The 24,030-nt window shown below is 61.2% G+C and carries 18 protein-coding genes and 3 tRNA genes; 19 read left to right on the top strand and 2 right to left on the bottom strand.

All coding sequences use genetic code 11. The features are described from left to right. Positions 1-347 precede the first annotated feature (347 nt). Positions 348-3,626 carry an EAL domain-containing protein gene (locus PMI34_RS21995; RefSeq protein WP_008047338.1) on the bottom strand — a complete coding sequence of 1,093 codons (3,279 nt, stop codon included), beginning with the start codon at positions 3,624-3,626 and terminating at the stop codon, positions 348-350. 65 nt (positions 3,627-3,691) lie between these two features. Beyond that, positions 3,692-4,582 (bottom strand): LysR family transcriptional regulator, encoded by an 891-nt coding sequence (locus tag PMI34_RS22000; RefSeq protein ID WP_008047336.1) that lies wholly within the window; start codon positions 4,580-4,582, stop codon positions 3,692-3,694. A gap of 148 nt (positions 4,583-4,730) precedes the next feature. Here PMI34_RS22000 and leuC point away from each other — a divergent pair, with 148 nt between their 5' ends. The 19 genes from leuC to PMI34_RS22095 all read left to right on the top strand — a co-directional run bounded on the left by leuC (position 4,731) and on the right by PMI34_RS22095 (position 23,835). Then, the gene (gene leuC / locus PMI34_RS22005) at positions 4,731-6,149 is read left to right on the top strand and encodes a 3-isopropylmalate dehydratase large subunit (protein ID WP_008047334.1); all 1,419 of its coding nucleotides are present in this window, start codon (positions 4,731-4,733) and stop codon (positions 6,147-6,149) included. A gap of 10 nt (positions 6,150-6,159) precedes the next feature. Beyond that, a complete protein-coding gene (leuD, locus tag PMI34_RS22010) occupies positions 6,160-6,804 on the top strand; it encodes a 3-isopropylmalate dehydratase small subunit (protein WP_008047332.1) in 645 nt (214 codons plus the stop codon). A 145-nt stretch (positions 6,805-6,949) separates the two neighbouring features. Beyond that, positions 6,950-7,717 carry a class I SAM-dependent methyltransferase gene (locus tag PMI34_RS22015; RefSeq protein WP_008047331.1) on the top strand — a complete coding sequence of 256 codons (768 nt, stop codon included), beginning with the start codon at positions 6,950-6,952 and terminating at the stop codon, positions 7,715-7,717. Positions 7,718-7,768: 51 nt separating this feature from the next. After that, positions 7,769-8,851 carry a 3-isopropylmalate dehydrogenase gene (gene leuB, locus PMI34_RS22020; protein WP_008047330.1) on the top strand — a complete coding sequence of 361 codons (1,083 nt, stop codon included), beginning with the start codon at positions 7,769-7,771 and terminating at the stop codon, positions 8,849-8,851. 66 nt (positions 8,852-8,917) lie between these two features. Continuing rightward, positions 8,918-10,030 (top strand): aspartate-semialdehyde dehydrogenase, encoded by a 1,113-nt coding sequence (gene asd / locus PMI34_RS22025; protein WP_008047328.1) that lies wholly within the window; start codon positions 8,918-8,920, stop codon positions 10,028-10,030. Between the two features lie 282 nt (positions 10,031-10,312). After that, positions 10,313-11,323: an aspartate-semialdehyde dehydrogenase gene (locus PMI34_RS22030; RefSeq protein WP_008047326.1), complete on the top strand. Its 1,011-nt coding sequence runs from the start codon at positions 10,313-10,315 to the stop codon at positions 11,321-11,323. Positions 11,324-11,528: 205 nt separating this feature from the next. Beyond that, positions 11,529-14,138: a FimV/HubP family polar landmark protein gene (locus PMI34_RS22035; protein WP_008047324.1), complete on the top strand. Its 2,610-nt coding sequence runs from the start codon at positions 11,529-11,531 to the stop codon at positions 14,136-14,138. A gap of 288 nt (positions 14,139-14,426) precedes the next feature. Continuing rightward, the gene (truA, locus tag PMI34_RS22040; protein WP_032829430.1) at positions 14,427-15,251 is read left to right on the top strand and encodes a tRNA pseudouridine(38-40) synthase TruA; all 825 of its coding nucleotides are present in this window, start codon (positions 14,427-14,429) and stop codon (positions 15,249-15,251) included. A 63-nt stretch (positions 15,252-15,314) separates the two neighbouring features. Continuing rightward, positions 15,315-15,941, top strand: coding sequence for a phosphoribosylanthranilate isomerase (locus PMI34_RS22045; protein ID WP_008047321.1), 627 nt, complete (start codon positions 15,315-15,317; stop codon positions 15,939-15,941). 216 nt (positions 15,942-16,157) lie between these two features. Beyond that, entirely contained in the window at positions 16,158-17,078 is a 921-nt protein-coding gene (accD, locus tag PMI34_RS22050) for an acetyl-CoA carboxylase, carboxyltransferase subunit beta (protein WP_008047319.1), read from the top strand. Continuing rightward, positions 17,075-18,382, top strand: a complete 1,308-nt coding sequence (folC, locus tag PMI34_RS22055; protein WP_008047317.1) for a bifunctional tetrahydrofolate synthase/dihydrofolate synthase — start codon at positions 17,075-17,077, stop codon at positions 18,380-18,382. The genes accD and folC overlap by 4 nt, the downstream gene beginning before the upstream one ends. Then, complete coding sequence (locus tag PMI34_RS22060) at positions 18,366-19,019, top strand: SPOR domain-containing protein (RefSeq protein ID WP_008047315.1); 654 nt, start codon at positions 18,366-18,368, stop codon at positions 19,017-19,019. The genes folC and PMI34_RS22060 overlap by 17 nt, the downstream gene beginning before the upstream one ends. Before the next feature lie 98 nt (positions 19,020-19,117). Next, on the top strand, positions 19,118-19,678 hold the full coding sequence (locus PMI34_RS22065) for a CvpA family protein (RefSeq protein WP_007975669.1): 561 nt from the start codon (positions 19,118-19,120) through the stop codon (positions 19,676-19,678). 41 nt (positions 19,679-19,719) lie between these two features. Beyond that, the gene (gene purF, locus PMI34_RS22070; RefSeq protein ID WP_007975670.1) at positions 19,720-21,225 is read left to right on the top strand and encodes an amidophosphoribosyltransferase; all 1,506 of its coding nucleotides are present in this window, start codon (positions 19,720-19,722) and stop codon (positions 21,223-21,225) included. A gap of 73 nt (positions 21,226-21,298) precedes the next feature. Next, positions 21,299-22,510, top strand: a complete 1,212-nt coding sequence (locus tag PMI34_RS22075; RefSeq protein ID WP_008047312.1) for an O-succinylhomoserine sulfhydrylase — start codon at positions 21,299-21,301, stop codon at positions 22,508-22,510. Further along, positions 22,507-23,283 carry an SDR family oxidoreductase gene (locus PMI34_RS22080; protein WP_008047311.1) on the top strand — a complete coding sequence of 259 codons (777 nt, stop codon included), beginning with the start codon at positions 22,507-22,509 and terminating at the stop codon, positions 23,281-23,283. Before PMI34_RS22075 ends, PMI34_RS22080 begins: the two co-directional genes overlap by 4 nt. A 176-nt stretch (positions 23,284-23,459) precedes the next feature. Further along, positions 23,460-23,535, top strand: a tRNA-Val gene (locus PMI34_RS22085). A 53-nt stretch (positions 23,536-23,588) separates the two neighbouring features. Beyond that, positions 23,589-23,665: transfer RNA gene (locus PMI34_RS22090), tRNA-Asp, on the top strand. 93 nt (positions 23,666-23,758) lie between these two features. Continuing rightward, positions 23,759-23,835 (top strand) — tRNA-Asp (locus PMI34_RS22095). The last annotated feature ends 195 nt before the right edge of the window (positions 23,836-24,030 follow it).

The following is a 24,030-nucleotide window of genomic DNA, read 5'->3' as shown; positions in this document are numbered from 1 at the left end:
AAGTCAAACATCATCAGGTGGCCATCGGCTTCCAGCACCTTGCCGCCGCAGGTGGTCCAGTCATCCTTGCGAATGAAATACCCCTCTGTCATTGCTTGATTTCCCTGTCTGTTGACGACTTGAGGCAGGCGCTCGGGGCGTCCGCCAACAAGCAAATGGCTCCTGCCCCCGAGTGAAAAGGCAGGCATGGCCAAGCGCGGCGCACAGGGTCAACGCAGGGAAGTTAAACGTATAGAGGACGATTCCGGGATGCGTGTAGGAAATAGAGGATCGATCTGTGGCGGCCTTCTGGCCGCTACAGAGCATCAGGGAGGATGTGCAGGTTTGGAGGTGGCAGTGCTTCCCTGTTACTTGAGTAACAACTGAAACTCTTCCACCGGCAACGGCTGGCTGTGCAAATACCCTTGATAGAAGTGACACTCCAGACCTTGAAGGAACTCCAGCTGCTCCGCTGTTTCCACCCCTTCGGCAATCACCTTCAAATCCAGGCTGTGGGCCATGGCGACGATGGCGCGGATGATCTCGGCGTCGTTCGGATCGCTGGTAGCGTCGCGGATGAACGACTGGTCAATTTTCAGGGTGTCGACCGGCAAGCGCTTGAGGTAGGTCAGTGAGGAATAGCCGGTACCGAAGTCGTCCATGGCGAAGCTCACACCGAGCTTTTTCAGGCGGCGCATTTTGCTGATGGTGTCCTCCAGGTTCTGGATCACGATGCCTTCGGTGATTTCCAGCTTCAACAAGGAGCAGGGCAGGCCATAGCTGGCCAGGCTGTTTTCAATTCGTTCGACGAAATCGTTCTGGCGGAACTGGCGCGGGCTGATGTTCACGCACAGGCTGAATTTGTACGGATTCACCAGGCCTTGGTCGATCAACTGTTTGAAGGCCTGGCAGGCCTCGTCGAGGATCCAGGTGCCGACCTCCAGAATCAGTCCGCTGTCTTCCAGCACCTTGATGAACTCGTTGGGGGACTGCGCGCCGAGTTCCGGATGATTCCAGCGTACCAGGGCCTCGGCACCGACGATGCGGTCGCCCCGGGCGTCGACCTGGGGTTGGTAGTGCACGCGAAATTCGCCCCGGGAAAGCGCCAGGCGCAAGTCAGTCTCCATGCGCAGGCGTTCGCTCGCGGCCTTCTGCATGGTGTTGTGGTACATCTGCGCGGTATTGCGCCCCGAGTCCTTGGCGCGATAAAGCGCGATGTCGGCGCGCTTGAGCAGGTCGGTCGGGGTCGAACCGTGATCGGGGATCAGGGCAATGCCGATGCTTGGGGTCACCTGCAGGCGCTGGCCGTCGAGGAACATCGGTTCGGACAACAGTTCGCGGATGGTGTCGGCCACTTCTCGAACCTGTTCGCTGACCTCGCCGCGCGAGCCTTCGAGGCCACTGAGCAGCACCACGAATTCGTCACCGCCCAGGCGCGCAACGGTGTCCTCCATGCGCACGCTGGCCTCCAGGCGCGCGGTGATGATTTTCAGCACAGTGTCGCCCACCGGGTGCCCGAGGGAGTCGTTGATGTGCTTGAAGTGGTCGAGGTCGAGGAACATCAGCGCACCGCGCAGGTTATGCCGTTTGAGCAGGGCGATCTGCTGACTCAGGCGGTCCATCAGCAAGGCGCGGTTGGGCAGGTTGGTCAGTGGGTCGTGGTAGGCCAGGTGGCGGATCTGCGCTTCGGCGTTTTTCAGCAGGCTGACGTCGCGTGCGGTCAGCAGCAGGCAGGCGGTTTCGTTGAGGGTGATCGGTTCCACCGAGACTTCGACGGTGAGCAGTTCGCCGCGCTTGTTGCGCCCGAGCATCTCCTGGTGATGAACCCGGCCCTTGATCTGCAATTCGGCCAGCAGCGCCGAGCGTTGTTTTTCTTCCGCCCAGATCCCTACCTGGTACACCGTGCGGCCCACCACCTCCTCGGCGCGGTAGCCGGTCAGGCGGCAGAAACCGTCGTTGACCTCCAGGTAGCGTCCGGTGTCGCGTTCGGTGATAGTGATGGCGTCGGGGCTGGAGTGGAACGCCTTGGCGAATTTCTCTTCACTGGCCTTGAGCGCCGCTTCCGAGCGCTGTTGCTGGGTGATGTCGCGCAGCGTGGTGACGATGCAGGGCTGGTCGCTGACGCTGATCTGGCGGCTGGAAATCACGCAAGTCAGGGCCTGTCCGTCCTTGTGCTGGACCAGAATGGCCACGTTGTTCAGGCCTTGTTCGCGGATCACTTGTTCGATCCGCCGCAGGCTTTTTGCCGAGGCGTCCCACAAGCCGATTTCGTCTGCGCTGCGGCCGATCACATCGGCGGTGCTCCAGCCGAAAGTCTGGGTGAAGCTGGAGTTGATCTCAATGAACTGGCCGGAGTCCTGGTGGGTGACGCAGATCGGATCGGGGCTGACCTGGAACAGCGTGGCGAACTTTTCTTCGGAAGCCACCAGCCGTTGTTCGCGCTCCACCTGGTCGGTGATGTCGAGCAATGTGCCGGCCATGCGCACCGGCACGCCGCTGTCATCACGGTAGAGGCGGGCACGGCTTTCCAGGTAGCGCGAGCTGCCGTCGGGCAATTGCACGCGGTAGGTCAATTGATAGTTGCCGGCCGGGCCTTCACGCAGGCTGCGGTAAGCGTCGCGCATTGTGTCGCGTTCTTCACCGGGCACGCCTTCGAAGAACTCGTCGAAAGACTCGTGAAAGGGTTTGGCGTCCAGGCCGTGCAGTTGGGCGGCCCGTGCCGATCCGTAGAGCATGCCGCTGGGAATGTGCCAGTCCCAGGTGCCGAGTTGCGCCGAGTCCAGGGCCAGGTCGAGGCGCTCCTGGCTGTCCTTGAGGGCCTGTTCGGCGACTTTGCGTTCGGTGGTGTCAAGGAAGGTGCTCAGTAGATAGGGCTGGCCTTCGAGCTCGACCTTTTGCGCACTGAGGATGCCATCGTGGACCTGACCATTGCTGGCACGAAACTGCACTTCCATGCTGACCAGGTCGCCTTTGGCCTTGGTGGCCTTGACCAGGTCGTCCCGTTGCTCGGGATGTACCCACAGGCCCAGCTCCAGGGTGGTGCGGCCGATCGCGTCTTGCACCGGCCAGCCGAACAGGCTTTCGAAATACTGGTTGGCTTCGGAGATCAGGCCGTCGTCCTGGCGGGTCAGCAGGACCATGTTCGGGCACAGGTGGAACAGGGTGGCGAAGCGTTTTTCCGAACTGCTCAATGCCTGTTCGCGCTGACGCTGGTGGGTAATCTCGCGGATCACACCGATCATCCGTGGCCGGCCGTGCTTGTCCGGCAACAGGCTGCCGCTGATTTCCAGCCAGTGCAGGCTGCCATCGGGCCAGCGGATGCGGTGATGCATCATTTGCTCCAGCGGCGCGCCAGCGATGACCGCGTGGAACGCGCGAACGGTTTTCGCGCGATCTTCCGGAGGCAGCAAGTCGAGGTATTCCAGATCCGATGGCAACGGTTTGCGGGGATCGAAGCCGAACAGCGCCTGCGTACCCCGGGACCAGCTGATCTGCCCGCGCTCGATGTCCCAGTACCAGGCGCCCAAGCGCGCGCCGTTGAGCGCGGCCAACAGTTGCGAGGCGCTTTCCCAGCTCTGCTCGGAGTTTTTCGGGTCAAGAGCCTGTATGCGCGGCATTGGCGGAATACGGTCAACAGATTTGGGCATTGGCAAGCCTTAGGCTGAATGGGCGTTTGGCACGGGATTTCGCGGCTCTATAGGAGTAGCACAACTTAGCCTTGAGTCCCTGGCGGATCGAGTTGAGCATCCAGCAGCGCCATGAAGGCCCGCGCGGCGTTCGACAGTGTCCTTTCCGTGTGCAGGATATAGCCTAGCTGGCGAGTGAGCTGTATGCCCGGCAAAGGTATGCGCGCCACTTGGTCATCGAGCATTGTGCGCGGCAAAACGCTCCAGGCCAGGCCGATCGAGACCATCATCTTGATGGTTTCCAGGTAGTTGGTGCTCATGGCGATGTTTGGCGTCAGGCCCTGGGCTTCAAACAGCCGCTGCACAATGTGGTGGGTAAAGGTGTTGCCGCCGGGGAAGACCGCCGGGTGTCGGGCGATGTCCGCCAGGCTGACCTTGCCGTTATTGAGCAACGAATGCTCCGGGGCGACCACGAAATCCAACGGGTCGTCCCACACCGGGGTGGCCTTGACCAGCGCGTGGGGTTCTGGTGCCAGGGTGATGACCGCCAGTTCGGCACGGCCATGGAGAATTTCCTCGTAGGCCACTTCCGAATCGAGGAACTGAATATCCAGTGCCACTTGTGGGTAGCGTCGGGTGAACTCCCTTAATAAGGGCGGCAAACGGTGCAGGCCGATGTGGTGACTGGTGGCCAGGGTCAGACGGCCGGTCACTTCGCCCGTGAGGTTGGTCAGGGCACGGCGCGTATCATCAAGGACATTGAGAATCTGGTAGGCCCGCGGCAGCAGGGCGCGCCCGGCCTCGGTCAGGCCCACTTCACGCCCCAGGCGATCGAACAACCGCACCTTCAATTGCTGCTCCAGCCCGGCGATGCGTTTGCTGATCGCGGGCTGGGTCAGGTGCAGCCGTTCGCCGGCGCCGGAGAAGCTTCCGGTCTCGGCGATGGCAATAAAAGCATTGAGGTTGGCCAGGTCCATGGTTGTATTCCAGTTTGTTATCCAAAGCATAAAAAATATGAATTTGAGTTATTTAATGTAACCCCATAGGATCAGCCTCACAAGCCAAGGGGTTATTGAGTCATTCAAAATCCGGGGCATAGAAACAAGCTGATGAGGAAACCGTCTGATGGCCGGCAAAACGCTCTACGACAAGCTCTGGGATTCGCATTTGGTCAAGCAGCGCGACGATGGCTCTGCGCTGATCTACATCGATCGTCACATCATCCACGAAGTGACCTCGCCGCAAGCCTTCGAAGGCCTGCGTCTGGCCGGGCGCAAGCCATGGCGCATCGATGCCAACATCGCGACCCCGGACCACAACGTACCGACCACCCCGGAGCGCAAAGGCGGCATCGACGCCATCGTTGACCAGGTCTCGCGCCTGCAAGTCCAGACCCTCGATGACAACTGCGATGAATACGGCATCGTCGAGTTCAAGATGAACGACGTTCGCCAAGGCATCGTCCACGTCATCGGCCCGGAGCAGGGCGCCACCTTGCCGGGCATGACCGTGGTCTGCGGCGACTCCCACACCTCGACCCACGGCGCATTCGGCGCATTGGCGCACGGTATCGGCACTTCCGAGGTCGAGCATGTGCTCGCCACCCAGTGCCTGGTCGCCAAGAAAATGAAGAACATGCTGGTGCGCGTCGAAGGCCAATTGCCGTTCGGCGTGACCGCCAAGGACATCGTCCTCGCCGTGATCGGCAAGATCGGCACCGCCGGCGGTAATGGCCACGCCATCGAATTCGCCGGCAGCGCGATTCGCGACCTGTCCGTCGAAGGCCGCATGACCATCTGCAACATGTCCATCGAGGCCGGTGCTCGCGTAGGCCTGGTAGCGGCTGATGAAAAGACCGTGGAATACGTCAAGGGTCGTCCGTTCGCGCCGAAAGGCGCGGAGTGGGATCTGGCCGTCGAAGCCTGGAAAGACCTGGTGTCTGACGCTGATGCCAGGTTCGATACTGTTGTCGAGCTCGACGCCACCCAGATCAAGCCGCAAGTCAGCTGGGGCACTTCGCCTGAGATGGTGTTGGCGGTGGACCAGAACGTGCCGGATCCTGCGAAGGAAATGGACCTGGTCAAGCGAGATTCCATCGTCCGTGCCTTGAAGTACATGGGTTTGACCGCAAACCAGGCGATCACCGACATTCAGCTCGACCGCGTGTTCATCGGTTCCTGCACCAACTCGCGGATCGAAGACCTGCGTGCGGCGGCCGTGATTGCCAAGGGCCGCAAAGTGGCCTCGACCATCAAGCAGGCCATCGTCGTGCCGGGTTCTGGTCTGGTGAAGGCGCAGGCCGAATCGGAAGGCCTGGACAAGATTTTCCTCGAAGCCGGTTTCGAATGGCGCGAGCCGGGTTGCTCGATGTGCCTGGCGATGAACCCGGACCGTTTGGAGTCCGGCGAGCATTGCGCTTCGACTTCCAACCGTAACTTCGAAGGCCGTCAGGGCGCCGGTGGCCGTACCCACCTCGTCAGCCCGGCCATGGCCGCGGCCGCTGCCGTAAACGGTCGTTTCGTCGACGTCCGTGAATTGATTTAAGGAGCGCAGCATGAAAGCTTTTACCCAGCACACTGGACTTGTCGCGCCTTTGGATCGTGCCAACGTCGACACCGATCAGATCATTCCCAAGCAATTCTTGAAGTCGATCAAGCGTACGGGCTTTGGCCCGAACCTGTTCGATGAATGGCGTTACCTGGATGTGGGCCAGCCTTACCAGGACAACTCCAAGCGTCCGCTGAACAAGGACTTCGTCCTCAACGCCGAACGTTACCAGGGCGCCAGCGTGTTGCTGGCCCGCGAGAACTTCGGTTGCGGCTCCAGCCGTGAACACGCGCCGTGGGCGCTGGAAGAGTACGGTTTCCGCAGCATCATCGCGCCGAGCTACGCCGACATCTTCTTCAACAACAGCTTCAAGAACGGCTTGCTGCCGATCATCCTGAGCGATGCCGAAGTCGACGAACTGTTCCAGCAGGTCGAGTCCAATCCGGGCTATCAGTTGCAGGTCGATCTGCAAGCCCAGACCGTGACCCGCCCCGACGGCAAGGTGTTGAGCTTCGAAATTGATGCCTTCCGCAAACACTGTCTGCTCAACGGCCTGGACGATATCGGCCTGACCTTGCAGGACGGCGATGCGATTGCGACGTTTGAAGCCAAACATCGTGCGAGCCAGCCTTGGTTGTTTCGCGACGCTTGATTTTGCGTAAGGCGTAATGACGCCATCGCTGGCAAGCCAGCTCCCACAGGTTTTATGAGCGACGGATACCTCTGTGGGAGCTGGCTTGCCAGCGATGAGGCTCGACCAGGCAACACAAGACTAAACCCCAAAAAGGAAGTCCCCCATGACCAGCACCGCCCAGCACACCCAGGTAGTCCAGAAGCAATTCGGCGAACAGGCCGCGGCCTACCTGAGCAGCGCCGTACACGCTCAAGGCACCGAATTCGCGCTGCTACAGGCCGAGCTGGCGGGGCAGGGCGATGCCCGGGTCCTGGACCTTGGCTGCGGTGCCGGCCACGTGAGTTTCCACGTAGCGCCGCTGGTCAAGGAAGTCGTGGCCTACGACCTGTCGCAACAGATGCTCGACGTGGTGAACGCTGCCGCTGTCGATCGTGGCTTGAGCAATGTGTCCACGGTCAACGGGGCCGCCGAGCGCCTGCCGTTCGCCGATGGCGAATTCGATTTCGTCTTCAGCCGCTATTCGGCGCACCATTGGAGCGATCTGGGCGTGGCCCTGCGGGAAGTGCGCCGGGTGTTGAAACCGGGCGGCGTGGCAGCGTTCGTCGACGTGTTGTCACCGGGTAGCCCGCTGTTCGACACTTACCTGCAAAGCGTCGAAGTGCTGCGCGACACCAGCCATGTGCGCGATTATTCCGCCGGCGAGTGGTTGCGCCATGTCAGCGAGGCGGGGCTGCACACCCGCAGTACCACCCGTCAGCGCCTGCGTCTGGAGTACAACAGCTGGGTCGAGCGCATGCGCACGCCTGAAGTGATGCGCGTGGCGATCCGCGAATTGCAGCAGTCGATGGGCAACGAAGTACGCGAATATTTTGAGATTGAAGCCGATGGTTCGTTCAGTACCGATGTATTGGTGCTGATGGCCGAACGATAGAATTTTTCCGGGTGCGTCCATGGGCGCACCGACTGATGACATGAGGAAAGCATGAGCAAGCAGATTCTGATTCTCCCAGGTGACGGTATTGGCCCGGAAATCATGGCCGAGGCGGTCAAGGTGCTGGAATTGGCCAGCGACAGGTTCGCCCTGGGTTTCGAGCTGAGCCACGACGTGATCGGTGGCGCTGCCATCGACAAGCACGGCGTGCCGCTGGCCGACGAGACCCTGGAACGTGCCCGCGCGGCCGACGCCGTGTTGCTGGGCGCCGTTGGCGGTCCGAAATGGGATGCCATCGAACGTGACATCCGCCCTGAGCGCGGCCTGCTGAAGATCCGTGCGCAACTGGGTCTGTTCGGCAACCTGCGTCCGGCGATCCTGTACCCGCAACTGGCCGAGGCTTCCAGCCTGAAGCCGGAAATCGTTTCCGGGCTGGATATCCTGATCGTTCGCGAACTGACCGGTGGCATCTACTTCGGTGCGCCACGCGGTACCCGTACCCTGGAAAACGGCGAGCGTCAGTCCTACGACACCCTGCCGTACAGCGAAAGCGAAATCCGCCGCATCGCCCGTGTCGGTTTCGACATGGCCATGGTCCGTGGCAAGAAGCTGTGCTCGGTGGACAAGGCCAACGTACTGGCCTCCAGCCAACTGTGGCGTGAAGTGGTCGAACAAGTGGCCAAGGATTATCCTGAAGTCGAACTGAGCCACATGTACGTCGACAACGCCGCGATGCAGCTGGTACGCGCACCGAAGCAGTTCGACGTGATCGTCACCGACAACATGTTCGGCGACATCCTGTCCGACCAGGCCTCGATGCTCACCGGTTCCATCGGCATGCTGCCGTCGGCGTCCCTGGACACCAACAACAAGGGCATGTACGAGCCGTGCCACGGTTCGGCGCCGGACATCGCGGGCAAAGGCATTGCCAACCCGCTGGCGACCATTTTGTCGGTGTCGATGATGCTGCGCTACAGCTTCAACCAGCAGGCCGCGGCCGATGCCATCGAGAAAGCCGTCAGCCTGGTGCTGGATCAGGGCTTGCGCACCGGTGACATCTGGTCGGCCGGTTGCACTAAAGTCGGTACGCAGGAAATGGGTGACGCAGTAGTCGCCGCGCTGCGGAATCTGTAATCTCTCGGGCCCGCTGCCAAACTCAAGACAAGGTAGCGGCCCACATTTCAAGAAGGTGTAGTTGCGATGAAACGTGTAGGTCTGATCGGTTGGCGCGGCATGGTCGGTTCCGTGCTCATGCAGCGGATGCTGGAAGAGCAGGATTTCGATCTTATCGAGCCGGTGTTTTTCACCACTTCCAATGTCGGTGGCCAAGGCCCGTCCGTGGGCAAGGACATTGCTCCGCTCAAGGACGCTTACAGCATTGAAGAGCTGAAAACCCTCGACGTGATTCTGACCTGCCAGGGTGGCGACTACACCAGCGAAGTCTTCCCCAAGCTGCGTGAAGCCGGCTGGCAGGGTTACTGGATCGACGCCGCTTCCAGCCTGCGCATGCAGGACGACGCAGTGATCGTTCTGGATCCGGTCAACCGCAAGGTGATCGACCAGCAGCTGGATGCGGGCACCAAGAACTACATCGGCGGCAACTGCACCGTCAGCCTGATGCTGATGGGCCTCGGTGGCCTGTTCGAAGCTGGCCTGGTGGAGTGGATGAGCGCCATGACCTATCAGGCGGCCTCCGGTGCCGGCGCGCAGAACATGCGTGAACTGATCAAGCAAATGGGCGCGACCCACGCCGCTGTTGCCGATCAATTGGCCGATCCGGCCAGCGCGATCCTCGACATTGACCGCCGTGTGGCCGAAGCCATGCGCAGCGACGCGTACCCGACCGAAAACTTCGGCGTACCGCTGGCCGGCAGCCTGATCCCGTGGATCGACAAGGAACTGCCGAACGGTCAGAGCCGCGAAGAGTGGAAGGCCCAGGCCGAGACCAACAAGATCCTCGGTCGCTTCAAGAGCCCGATCCCGGTCGACGGCATCTGCGTGCGCATCGGCGCCATGCGCTGCCACAGCCAGGCGCTGACCATCAAACTGAACAAAGACGTGCCGATCGCCGATATCGAAGGGTTGATCAGCCAGCACAACCCTTGGGTCAAGCTGGTGCCGAACAGCCGTGAGACCAGCATTCAGGAGCTGAGCCCGAACAGGGTCACCGGCACCCTGAACATCCCGGTTGGCCGTCTGCGCAAGCTGAACATGGGTTCGCAGTTCGTCGGCGCGTTCACCGTCGGCGACCAGTTGCTGTGGGGCGCGGCCGAACCGCTGCGCCGCATGCTGCGGATCCTGCTCGAGCGTTGATCGGTTGATGCAATGAAAGAACCCGCGCCTTGAAAGAGGCGCGGGTTTTTTTATCCCTGACAGTCTGAAGTTTATTGGTTGCCCATACCGGCCTCTTCGCGGGCAAGCCCGCTCCCACAGGTTTCAGTGGTGTACACAAACCTTGTGCTCGACACCGAACACTGTGGGAGCGGGCTTGCCCGCGAAGGGGCCCTTACAGGCACCACAAGGCCCGGCAGAATTGCCTGTATCCCACCCACCCGGTAAAGTGCCGCTCCCCCCGTTTCGCCAGAGGTAAAACCCATGAGCCAGACCATTGATATTGCCGTGATCGGCGCCACCGGTACTGTCGGCGAAGCGCTCGTGCAGATTCTCGAAGAACGCGATTTCCCGATCGGCACACTTCACCTGTTGGCCAGCAGCGAATCGGCCGGCAGTTCGGTACCGTTTCGCGGCAAGAACGTGCGGGTGCGGGAGGTCGATGAGTTCGACTTCAGCAAGGTGCAGCTTGGATTTTTCGCGGCCGGCCCGGCGGTCTCGTTGAGTTTTGCTTGCCGCGCGACCGATGCCGGTTGCTCGGTGATCGATCTCTCCGGTGCCCTGACGGCCGAAAAGGCGCCGCAGGTCGTGCCCGAGGCCAACGCCCAGGTGTTGTCCGGCTTGAAAAAACCCTTTCAGGTCAGCAGCCCAAGCCCGTCGGCCACCACCCTGGCGGTGGTGCTCGCGCCACTGATGGATTTGCTCGATCTGCAGCGCATCAGCCTGACCGCCAGTCTGGCGGTATCGGCCCAAGGCCGCGAAGCCGTGAGCGAGCTGGCGCGGCAAACCGCCGAACTGCTGAATGTGCGGCCGCTGGAGCCGAAATTCTTTGACCGGCAGATGGCCTTCAACCTGTTGGCCCAGGTTGGCAAACCGGATGAGCAAGGTCATACGCTGCTGGAAAAACGCCTGGTGCGTGAGCTGCGTCAGGTCATGGCGCTGCCTTCATTGAAGATTTCCGTCACTTGCATTCAAGCCCCGGTGTTTTTTGGCGATAGCTATAGCGTGACCCTGCAGTGCGCGAGTGAAATCGACCTGGGGAAAGTCAATGCGGCCCTGGAAGATGCGCCCGGCATCGAGCTGGTGGAAGCCGGCGATTACCCGACTCCGGTGGGCGATGCGGTAGGCCAGGATGTGGTCTACGTTGGTCGGGTTCGCCAGGGTATTGACGACCCGTCGGAACTTAATCTGTGGCTGACGTCAGATAACGTACGCAAAGGCGCGGCGCTCAACGCTGTGCAGCTGGCCGAGTTGTTGATAAAAGACCTGCTGTAAAAGATACTTTGCAACAATTTGTCGAATGATTCCCCGCGAGCCTATGCTTGCCGGAGTGTTTAAGGCAGGCCCCTCTGCGGGGCTTCGCCGGGCATCAATGAAATGATCGCGCGCGACGACCCTCGCCGTTGCGCGCAATGCCTTACGGCAGCGACTGTCAATACCTTCTCGCTGGCCGAGGAATGTTCAAACTAAGGATGAGCTAATGGTTCAAGTTCGCAAACTGGTGTTAGCAATAGCGGCCGCCTCGGCGCTGTCCTCCGGTATGGCGCATGCCCTCGGGCTCGGGGAGTTGACCCTGAAATCGACGCTCAACCAGCCGCTGGTAGCGGAAATCGAGCTGCTCGATGTCAAGGAACTCACCGCCGCCGAAGTGGTGCCGAGCCTGGCTTCGCCGGAAGATTTCGCCAAGGCCGGTGTCGACCGCCAGGCGTTTCTCAATGACTTGACCTTTACCCCGGTGCTCAACGCCAGCGGCAAAAGCATCCTGCGCGTGACCTCCAGCAAGCCGCTTTCCGAACCCATGGTGAAATTCCTGGTTCAGGTCATGTGGCCGAACGGCCGTTTGCTGCGCGACTACAGTGTGCTGCTCGATCCGTCCAAATTCTCGCCGCAAACCGCAGAAGCGGCCGCGCAACCGACGTCAACGGTTGCCGCGCCCGTCACCGGTGCGACCAAACCGTCGCAATACACCACCACGCCGCGCGATACCCTGTGGGAAATCGCCGCGAAGGCGCGTAATGGCGGTTCGATCCAGCAAACGATGCTGGCCATCCAGGCGCTGAACCCGGATGCCTTTATCGACGGCAACATCAACCGCCTGAAAACCGGCCAAGTGCTGCGCATGCCGGACCAGGTACAGAGCACTGGCCTGCCGCAAGCCAAGGCGATTGCCGAAGTGGCCGCACAGAACAAGGCCTGGCGCCAGGGTCGCCGTTATGTGGCCAAACCCGGGGCAGGGCAGCAACAGCTCGACGCCACCCATCGCGCTCGTACCGATGGCGCTCCGGCGCAAGCGGCCACCGACAAGCTGAGCCTGGTGTCTGCCGAGTCCGGCAAGAACCCTGGCAAAGGGGCTGCCGGAGATGCCAAGGCTCTGAGCAACAAGCTGGCGGTGACCCAGGAAAGCCTCGACTCCAGTCGTCGTGATAACGCCGAACTGAAAAGCCGCATGGCCGACCTGCAGAGCCAGGTGGACAAGCTGCAACGCCTGATCGAGTTGAAGAACAACCAGCTGGCCAAGTTGCAAACCGAGGGCGCTACGACTGCACCAGCGGCCGCGACAGCGCCGGCAATGTCGGCTGAGCTGGCTGCGAACCCGGCGGCAGTACCTGCTCCGGTTGCCGCAGCGCCTGCCCCCGAGGCAACTCCGGCGCCGGCCGAGAAGCCCGTTGGGGCAACACCGGCGGCATCCGACGATCAGAAATTCAATGAGTTGCTGACCAATCCGGTGCTGCTGGGCCTGGTGGGTGGCGGTGCGGTGATTCTGCTGCTCCTGCTGCTGTTGCTGGCACGCCGCCGCAAAGCCCGGCAAGCAGCTGAGAAGCATCAGCGCATGGCGCGTGCCCTGGCCGAAGAACAGCCGTTCTCGGCCGATCTCGACCTGCCGCAAAGCAGCTTCGAAGGCCTGGAAGTTCCGTCGCCAAGCGTGAAGCTGGCGACTGCACCGACGCCAGCTCCCGCGCCCGCGCCAGTCATTGCCCCGGTCGTGATGACCACGCCGATCGCCGCGCCATTGGTGTCGCCGGCTGCCGAGCGTTCCGACGACGTGCTGGGCCAGGCTCAGTCGCACATCGATGCCGGTCGCCTGAACCAGGCTGCCGCGTTGCTGGAGGACGGCGTCAAGCAAGAGCCGAAGCGCAGCGACTTGCGCTTGAAACTGATGGAAGTCTATGGACAGCAAGGCGACCGCGATGCGTTCGTCGGCCAGGAGCGTCAGTTGGTGGCCAATGGCGACAACTTCGCCCAGGTTGAAAAGCTCAAAAGCCGCTTCCCGGCCATGGCGCTGGTCGCTGCCGGTGGTATCGCCGCAGCCGCCGTTGCCGCCGAGCTGGACGCTCAATACGTCAAGGATCTGTTGCTCGATGAGCCACAAGCACCGGCATCAGAACCAGAGCCTGCGCCGTTCGAGGATGAGCTCGACAGCGCCTTCGACCTGAGCCTGGATGATCTGGACACGATTACTCCTGTAGCGCCAGCACCTGCACCTGCGCCGGAGCCCGAAGTGGCGGCGCTGGCAGACCTGGAAGAGTTCCCGCTGGACGACGATCTGAGTTTTGAGTCGGTGTTGCAGCAGCAGACTGAAATCAAGGAAAGCCTCGACGATCTGTCGGACTTTGATCTCGACCTGGATCTCGGTGCGCAACCGTTGCCGGCGATACTGGCTGAAGACGATTTCCTGCTGGATCTGGATGAGGGCGTGAAGGATTTCCCGGTTGCCGAAACCCCGGCTGCTCCTGAGGTCGCGCTGGATGACCTTGAATTACCGGCCGATTTCGATCTGTCGCTGTCCGACGAAATGGATACACCGGATGCGTTCGCGGCAGAGCTGGATGATGTCAACGCCGAGCTGGAGAGCCTGTCCAACAGCATCGGCGAACCGACTTTCACCGAAGCAGATGCCGCACTGGGCGACGATGATGACTTCGACTTCCTTTCGGGCACTGACGAAGCCGCTACCAAGCTCGATCTGGCTCAGGCCTATATCGACATGGGCGACAGCGACGGTGCTCGCGACATCCTCAATGAGGTGGTAAGCGAAGGCAGCACCGAGCAGAAGAGCGAAGCCCGGGAAATGCTTTCGCGCCTGGCTTGAGTGATCGGCAGGTTGTAAACAGAACGGCAGCCCTTTGAGGCTGCCGTTTTTGTTTGGCCGATGAATTGATGTCGTCTGCTGTGGCCTCTTCGCGGGCAAGCCCGCTCCCACAGGTTCTGTGGCGTTCACAAAACCTGTGGGAGCGGGCTTGCCCGCGAAGAGGCCATTACATTCACTGCAGCATCATCGGTTGTACTGGCATCCCCTCCAGTCGGCCTTATAATGCCCGCCTTTGGTACATCATCAGGCTGTCCCTCCTTGGCAAATATAGATAACCCGGCCGCCGAAATGGCAGCCGACGGCTTTTTCCGGATCGCGCTGGGCGTCGAATACAAAGGCTCGCGCTACCGCGGCTGGCAGCGCCAGGCGTCCGGGGTGCTCACCGTGCAGGAAACCCTCGAAAACGCCTTGTCCAAAGTCGCCGACTCACCCGTTTCGCTGATGTGCGCCGGGCGTACCGACGCCGGGGTGCATGCCTGCGGACAGGTGGTGCATTTCGACACCCAGGTCGAGCGTTCGATGAAGGCCTGGACCATGGGCGCCAACATCAACTTGCCCCACGACGTCAGTGTCAGTTGGGCCAAGGTCATGCCGGCGCATTTCCATGCGCGGTTCAAGGCCATTGCCCGACGTTATCGCTACGTGATCTACAACGATCAGATCCGTCCGGCGCACCTGAACGAAGAAGTGACCTGGAACCACCGCCCGCTGGACGTCGAGCGCATGGCCGAGGCCGCTCAATACCTGCTTGGCACCCATGATTTCAGCGCTTTTCGCGCCGGACAGTGCCAGGCCAAGTCGCCGATCAAGGAGCTGCATCACCTGCGTGTTACCCGTCATGGAAAGATGATCGTGCTGGATATTCGCGCCAGCGCCTTCCTGCATCACATGGTGCGCAACATTGCCGGTGTGCTGATGACCATTGGTGCCGGAGAGCGTCCGGTGGAGTGGATGAAAGAGGTGCTTGAGAGCCGGATTCGACGGACCGGTGGCGTGACCGCGCATCCATTCGGTTTGTATCTGGTTCAGGTCGAGTACCGTGACGAGTTTGAATTGCCCGAGCGTTACATCGGTCCACACTTCCTGACCGGGTTCTCGGAACTTGGCGGCTGACGCCCTCGAATGCTTTTGTTACCATCCGGGACTTTCCCGGATTTGTCTTGGAGTTGTGTCGACATGTCAGCCGTTCGCAGCAAGATCTGTGGGATTACCCGCATAGAGGATGCGTTGGCAGCCGTCGAGGCCGGGGCGGACGCCATCGGATTCGTGTTCTACGCCAAAAGCCCCCGCGCGGTGACGTTCCAGCAGGCGCGCTCGATCATCAAGGCGCTGCCGCCGTTCGTGACCACCGTGGGCCTGTTCGTCAATGCAAGCCGGTGCGAATTGGGTGAACTGCTCGACGCGGTGCCCCTGGACCTGCTGCAATTTCACGGCGATGAAAGCGCGGCCGAGTGCGAAAGCTGGCATCGCCCGTACATCAAGGCGCTGCGGGTCAAGGCGGGTGATGACATCGCCGCGGCCTGTGATGCTTATGCCGGCGCCAGCGCAATTCTGCTCGATACCTATGTCGAAGGTGTTCCCGGAGGAACCGGGGAGGCATTTGACTGGTCACTGATACCGCAAGGCTTGAGCAAGCCGATCATTCTGGCGGGTGGTCTGACGCCGGATAACGTCGCCGAAGCGATTGCCCGCGTCCGGCCTTATGCCGTGGATGTCAGCGGCGGGGTAGAGGCGAGCAAGGGCATCAAGGATCACGCAAAGGTTCAGGCATTTATCAAAGCGGTACGCGGTAGCACCTGTTGATGTGACGGCTGGCAGACTGCCGCCGTCCACTGCACTGTACAAAGCGGATGCACTGCACACAGCAGGCAGATCCGAGGGTTTGTGGTTGCACGCAGGTCATGTTTCGCGCTGACCGTGGCAGACCTCGACCTTCTTCGCACACATGAATTTAGCGCTAGGGCATACACGGGGCCGCGAACCAGAGCGTTCGGGCCGCCGGTACTGGAGAAAGAAAGCATGAGCAACTGGTTAGTAGACAAACTGATCCCTTCGATCATGCGTTCCGAGGTCAAGAAGAGCTCGGTGCCTGAAGGTCTTTGGCACAAATGCCCGTCTTGCGAGGCTGTGCTGTATCGTCCGGAGCTGGAAAAGACCCTGGACGTTTGCCCCAAGTGCAACCATCACATGCGTATCGGCGCCCGCGCCCGTATCGACATCTTCCTCGATGTTGAAGGCCGTGCCGAGCTGGGTGCGGACCTGGAGCCGGTTGACCGTCTGAAATTCCGCGACGGCAAGAAATACAAGGACCGCCTGACCGCAGCACAAAAGCAGACCGGCGAAAAAGACGCGCTGGTTTCCATGAGCGGTACTTTGCTGGGCATGCCGGTGGTGGTTTCGGCGTTCGAGTTTTCCTTCATGGGCGGTTCGATGGGCGCCATCGTCGGTGAGCGTTTCGTTCGCGCCGCCAACTACGCCCTGGAAAAACGTTGCCCGATGATCTGCTTCGCCGCTTCCGGTGGTGCGCGCATGCAGGAAGCGCTGATTTCCCTGATGCAAATGGCCAAGACCTCCGCGGTGCTGGCTCGTCTGCGTGAAGAAGGCATCCCGTTCATCTCCGTGTTGACCGATCCGGTCTACGGCGGCGTTTCCGCCAGTCTGGCGATGCTGGGCGACGTGATTGTCGGCGAGCCGAAGGCGTTGATCGGTTTTGCCGGTCCGCGCGTGATCGAGCAGACCGTGCGTGAAAAACTGCCGGAAGGCTTCCAGCGTAGCGAGTTCCTGCTGGAGCACGGTGCCATCGACATGATCATCGACCGTCAGGAACTGCGTCCGCGCCTGGGCAACCTGCTGGCGCAAATGATGGGCCTGCCGACGCCGAAGTTCGTGGCTGCACCCATCGAACCGATCGTGGTTCCACCGGTTCCTGCCAGCCTATGATCCAACGTACCCTTGGCGAATGGCTCGCCTACCTTGAACAGTTGCACCCTTCGGCCATCGACATGGGCCTGGAGCGGTCGCAGCAGGTAGCGTCCCGCATGGGACTGGGCAAGCCGGCGCCTCGGGTGATCACGGTCACCGGGACCAACGGCAAGGGTTCCACCTGTGCGTTCGTGGCGTCCTTGCTGCGGGCCCAGGGCTTGAAAGTGGGGGTCTACAACTCCCCACACCTGCTGCGTTACAACGAGCGGGTAACGGTCGATGGTGTCGAAGCCACGGACGCAGAGCTGTGCGAGGCCTTTGCCGCGGTAGAGGCCGGGCGTGGCGACACATCCCTGACTTACTTCGAAATGGGCACCCTGGCGGCGTTCTGGCTGTTCCAGCATTCCGGGCTTGATGCGGTGGTGCTGGAAGTCGGTCTGGGCGGTCGTCTGGACACGGTCAACGTGGTGGACGCCGACATGGCGCTGGTCACCAGTATTGGCGTCGATCATGCGGATTACCTGGGTGATACCCGAGAGTCCGTGGCCTTCGAGAAGGCCGGTATTTTCCGTCAGGGCGCGCCTGCGCTCTGCGGCGATCTGAATCCCCCGCAACCTCTGCTGGACAAGGCGCGCGAGCTCAATTGCCCGTTTTTCCTGCGTGGGCGCGATTTTGACCTCGGTGTGACCGATCACAACTGGCAATGGCGTGGTGTCGATGGGCAAGGGCGCGTAGTTGAGCTGCGCGACCTGCCACTGCTCGATCTGCCGATGGAAAACGCTTCACTGGCGTTGCAGGCGTACCTGCTGCTCGGCTTGCCTTGGGTGGATGGGCAGATTATCGAGGCGCTGCGGGCAACGAAGGTGGTCGGTCGTCTGGATCGCCGTGAGATCGAGTGGCAGGGCAAGCGCTTGAATCTATTGCTGGATGTGGGGCACAACCCCCATGCGGCGGAATATCTGGCTCGTCGCCTGGCCAGTCGCCCGCCGGTCGGCAGGCGTCTGGCGGTGTTCGGGCTGCTGGCGGACAAAGACCTGGGTGGTGTTGTCGGCGAATTGAATGCTAGTGTCCAGCACTGGGCTGTCGCACCTCTGGATTCGCCTCGGGCGCGTCCGGTTGCGGACTTGCACGACGCGTTGCAAGGTCTTGGTGCGTCGGTCACGTCATACGGCAGCGTAGCGACCGCCCTGGAAGGGCAGTGCGCGCAGGCTACGAGCGACGACGAAATCCTGTTGTTCGGATCATTTTATTGTGTCGCCGAGGCCCTTGAATGGCTGGCCCGGCGCTCCACGGAGGAAGCGGCAAATGGCATTGCTGGATAAGGCATACAAACAGCGTATGGTTGGCGCCCTGGTGTTGGTCGCGCTGGCGGTGATTTTTCTGCCGATGCTGTTTTCCCGCCAGGACGAACAGCGCCAGGTGGCGGTCGAAGCGCCCGCGGCTCCGCAGGCGCCAGCGTTGCCCCAGGTGCAGGTCGAGCCCGTGGTGGTGCCCGAGCCGCAAGCCTTGCCTCAGGAGCCCGTGCCGAGCGATGACGAAATCGCCCAGCAGGAATCGGCAGTGCCGGCTGTTCCGGTGGCTCCAGCGCCAGCAGCCAAGCCGCCTGCACCGGCGCCGGTCCCGGCTTTGGCGGCCAAGCCTGCAACGGCGCCTGCCCAGCCGATCACCGCGGCACCGGGCAAACCGGACACCACGCAAAGCCGTGTCGATGCCAATGGTTTGTCCGTCAGCTGGTCGGTGCAACTGGCCAGCCTGTCGAGCCGTGAAAGCGCGGAAAAGCTTCAGAAAACCCTGCGCAGCCAGGGTTACAACGCCTACATCCGTACTGCCGATGGCAAAAACCGGGTGTTTGTCGGGCCGCTGATCGAGCGTGCCGAAGCCGACCGGCTGCGGGATTTGTTGAACCGCCAGCAGAACCTCAAGGGGTTTGTGGTGCGCTTTCAGCCGGAACGTGGCTAAAACTATCGCCTCGATATGAAATGCACTGACAATCGCAGCTTACCGATAAGCATGGGCTCTGCTAAAATGCGCCGCCTTATCCGTCTGTAGGCTGCACTGTGCCATTTACCTGGGTTGACTGGGCGATCGTAGCAATCGTCGCCATCTCCGCATTGATCAGTCTGAGCCGCGGCTTCGTCAAAGAAGCACTGTCGCTGCTGACCTGGATCATCGCAGGAGTCGTAGCCTGGATGTTCGGTGGCTCACTGTCCGAGTACCTCGGCGGGTACATTCAAACGCCATCGGCACGTATAATCACGGGCTGTGCCATCATGTTTGTCGCCACTTTAATCGTAGGCGCAATGATCAATTATCTTATCGGCGAACTGGTTCGCGTCACCGGGCTCTCCGGGACCGACCGATTCCTCGGCATGGCCTTTGGCGCCGCCCGTGGCGGGTTGCTGGTGGTCATCGCCGTCGGGCTGTTGAGCCTGGGGCCGGTACAGCAGGACGGGTGGTGGAAAGAGTCACAGCTCGTGCCAAAATTTCTATTGGTCGCCGACTGGTCCAAAAACCTGATTCTCGGGTGGAGCAGTCAGTGGCTTGCCAGCGGAATCAGCGTACCCGCTGATATTCCGTTCAAGGAGCAACTCTTGCCGATGGCCAAAACGCCTCAGTGAGTAGTGCTCAGTTCAGATCCATTAAGTAGGGGTTGCGTCGCATGTGTGGCATCGTCGGTATCGTCGGTAAGTCGAACGTCAATCAGGCGCTGTATGACGCGCTAACCGTGCTCCAGCACCGCGGCCAGGACGCTGCCGGTATCGTGACCAGCCATGATGGCCGGTTGTTCCTGCGCAAGGATAACGGCCTGGTGCGTGACGTGTTCCAGCAGCGTCACATGCAGCGCCTGGTCGGCCACATGGGCATTGGCCATGTGCGTTATCCGACCGCGGGCAGCTCGACGTCGGCTGAAGCTCAACCGTTTTACGTCAACTCGCCTTACGGCATCACCCTGGCGCACAACGGTAACCTGACCAACGTTGAACAACTGGCCAAGGAGATTTACGAATCTGACCTGCGCCACGTCAATACCAGTTCCGATTCGGAAGTGCTGCTCAACGTGTTCGCGCACGAACTGGCCCAGCGCGGCAAGTTGCAGCCGACCGAAGAAGACGTGTTTGCCGCCGTCACCGACGTGCACAACCGTTGCGTCGGTGGTTATGCCGTCGTGGCGATGATCACCGGCTACGGCATCGTGGGCTTTCGCGACCCGCACGGCATCCGCCCGATCGTTTTCGGCCAGCGTCACACCGACGAAGGCGTCGAGTACATGATCGCCTCGGAAAGCGTTTCCCTGGACGTGCTGGGCTTCACCCTGATTCGCGACCTGGCACCGGGCGAAGCGGTCTACATCACTGAAGAGGGCAAGCTGTACACCCGTCAGTGCGCGACCAACCCGTCCCTGACCCCGTGCATCTTCGAACACGTCTACCTGGCGCGTCCGGATTCGATCATCGACGGCGTGTCGGTCTACAAGGCCCGGCTGCGCATGGGTGAGAAACTGGCCGAGAAGATCCTGCGCGAGCGTCCGGACCACGACATCGACGTGGTCATCCCGATTCCGGACACCAGCCGCACCGCCGCGCTGGAGCTGGCGAACCACCTGGGCGTGAAGTTCCGCGAAGGCTTCGTGAAGAACCGCTACATCGGCCGGACCTTCATCATGCCGGGCCAGGCCGCGCGGAAAAAATCCGTACGCCAGAAGCTCAACGCCATCGAACTGGAATTCCGCGGCAAGAACGTGATGCTGGTGGATGACTCCATCGTTCGCGGCACCACTTGCAAGCAGATCATCCAGATGGCCCGCGAAGCCGGCGCCAAGAACGTCTACTTCTGCTCCGCGGCGCCAGCGGTTCGCTACCCGAACGTCTACGGCATCGACATGCCGAGCGCTCACGAGCTGATCGCGCACAACCGTTCGACCCAGGACGTGGCTGACCTGATCGGCGCCGACTGGCTGATCTATCAGGATCTGCCTGACTTGATCGAAGCGGTCGGTGGCGGCAAGATCAAGATCGACAAGTTCGATTGCGCGGTGTTCGATGGCCAGTACGTCACCGGCGACGTCGACGAGGCTTACCTGAACAAGATCGAACAGGCACGCAACGATGCCTCCAAGGTCAAGACGCAGGCAGTCAGCGCGATCATCGACCTGTACAACAACTGAGTTTCTACCGGCCCTGAGGGGCCGGTTTTGTATCCGGCTTTTAATTGACGAGAATAGGGAAAGGAGTGACAGCATGAGTCAGGATTGGGATGCCGGTCGGCTGGACAGCGACCTCGAAGGCGTAGCGTTCGATACCCTGGCCGTACGTGCCGGTCAGCACCGTACGCCGGAAGGCGAACACGGTGATCCGATGTTCTTCACTTCCAGCTATGTATTCCGCACCGCTGCCGACGCCGCCGCGCGTTTTGCCGGGGAAGTACCGGGTAACGTTTACTCGCGCTACACCAACCCGACCGTACGCGCCTTCGAAGAGCGTATCGCCGCTCTGGAAAGCGCCGAGCAAGCCGTGGCCACCGCCACCGGCATGGCTGCGATCATGGCCGTGGTGATGAGCCTGTGCAGTGCTGGCGATCACGTATTGGTGTCGCGTAGCGTATTTGGCTCGACCATCAGCCTGTTCGAAAAGTACTTCAAGCGTTTCGGCATCGAAGTCGATTACGTTGCCCTGGCGGATCTGTCCGGCTGGGACGCGGCGATCAAGGCCAATACCAGGCTGCTGTTCGTCGAGTCGCCGTCCAACCCGCTGGCCGAGTTGGTCGACATTGCCGAACTGGCGAAAATCGCCCACGCCAAAGGCGCGATGCTGGTGGTCGACAACTGCTTCTGCACCCCGGCCTTGCAGCAGCCGCTGAAAATGGGCGCGGACATCGTCGTGCACTCGGCCACCAAGTTCATCGACGGCCAGGGCCGTTGCATGGGTGGCGTGGTCGCCGGTCGCAGCGAGCAGATGAAAGAGGTGGTCGGCTTCCTGCGTACCGCCGGGCCGACCCTGAGCCCGTTCAATGCCTGGATCTTCCTCAAGGGCCTGGAAACCCTCAACCTGCGGATGAAGGCCCATTGCGCCAACGCCCAGCAACTGGCCGAGTGGCTGGAGCAGCAGGAAGGTATCGAGAAAGTCCATTACGCCGGCCTCAAGAGCCATCCGCAGCACGAGCTGGCGCTGCGCCAGCAGAAGGGTTTCGGTGCTGTGGTCAGTTTTGAGGTCAAGGGTGGCAAAGAGGGTGCCTGGCGCTTTATCGACGCCACGCGCCTGATTTCGATCACCGCCAACCTGGGCGACAGCAAGACCACCATCACCCATCCGAGCACGACGTCCCATGGTCGCCTGGCGCCACAGGAGCGTGAAGCGGCGGGCATTCGTGACAGTCTGATCCGTGTTGCGGTCGGCCTGGAAGACGTGGCGGACCTGCAAGCCGATCTGGCGCGCGGTCTGGCTGCGTTGTGATCGAGTTGTCTGCGCCGACCACCGGCTCGAATGGCCGCGTAGCGCTGGTGACCGGTGCTGCGCGGGGCATTGGCCTGGGGATCTCGGCCTGGCTGATCAGCGAAGGCTGGCAAGTCGTGCTGACGGACCTGGACCGGGAGCGCGGTTCGAAAGTGGCGAAAGTGCTGGGCGACAACGCCTGGTTCATCGCCATGGATGTCTCGAATGAAGGGCAGGTCGCGCTGGGCGTGGCCGAGGTGCTCGGCCAGTTCGGGCGCCTGGATGCGCTGGTATGCAACGCAGCGGTTGCCGATCCGCACAATATCACCCTGGAAAGCCTCGATCTGGCTCACTGGAATCGGGTGTTGGCGGTGAACCTCAGTGGGCCGATGCTGCTGGCCAAGCACTGTGCGCCGTACCTGCGCGCTCACAGCGGTGCCATCGTCAATCTGGCCTCGACCCGCGCAGGGCAGTCGGAACCCGACACAGAGGCCTATGCGGCGAGCAAGGGCGGTTTGTTGGCTCTGACCCATGCGTTGGCCATCAGCCTTGGTCCGGAGATCCGGGTCAATGCCGTCAGCCCTGGCTGGATCGATGCGCGCGACCCCTCGGTGCGGCGTGCCGAACCCTTGACCGAAGCCGATCATGCCCAGCATCCAGCGGGCAGGGTGGGGACGGTCGAGGATGTCGCGGCGATGGTGGCCTGGCTGCTGTCGAGAAACGCCGGGTTTGTCACCGGCCAGGAATTCGTGGTCGATGGCGGCATGACCAAGAAGATGATCTATGAGCAGTGAAAGGCAGCTTCAAGCTGCAAGTTAAAGCGTGACGGTGGTGTGCCTGCTATATGCGTGCTTGCTTTTACTTGCAGCTCGAAGCTTGCTGCTAAAAGCTGTTTTTGAAAAAAACTTCAATCCTGCTATTGACTTAGGTTCGCTACCTGCGTAAATTTCGCGGCCTCGGAGATGCAAACGGGTGATTAGCTCAGCTGGGAGAGCGTCTGCCTTACAAGCAGAATGTCGGCGGTTCGATCCCGTCATCACCCACCACTCCCGAGGTACTTGCGAAAGCAAGAGGTAGGCTGAAATGCCTCCACCGACGCGCAGCGGTAGTTCAGTCGGTTAGAATACCGGCCTGTCACGCCGGGGGTCGCGGGTTCGAGTCCCGTCCGCTGCGCCATATTTTCCGAATCAGGCATGCTCTGATTCGAGATTGAAAAGCTACTGAGTTTTCAATCAGACGAGTTACTTGAGCATCTGCTCAAAGCGATACGCAGCGGTAGTTCAGTCGGTTAGAATACCGGCCTGTCACGCCGGGGGTCGCGGGTTCGAGTCCCGTCCGCTGCGCCATATCTGCCCCGAGGCCCACTGAACGCCTTGGAGCTACGAAGAAAACCGCAGGTTTACTTCGAGTCGATAGCAAAGACCCTGGTCGAAAGACCGGGGTTTTTTGTGTCTGAAATTTGGCTTTTTCTCCTGCCTCGCGACCCTCAGGGTTTCGCATCTGCCGGCCTGGCGCGGATGCCCGATGACTCTCGAAAATCC

It is taken from the genome of Pseudomonas sp. GM74, from assembly GCF_000282455.1.
Lineage (GTDB): Bacteria > Pseudomonadota > Gammaproteobacteria > Pseudomonadales > Pseudomonadaceae > Aquipseudomonas.
The sequence above is the reverse complement of the archived record's forward strand: the minus strand, read 5'-3'. Positions and strand labels throughout refer to the sequence as shown.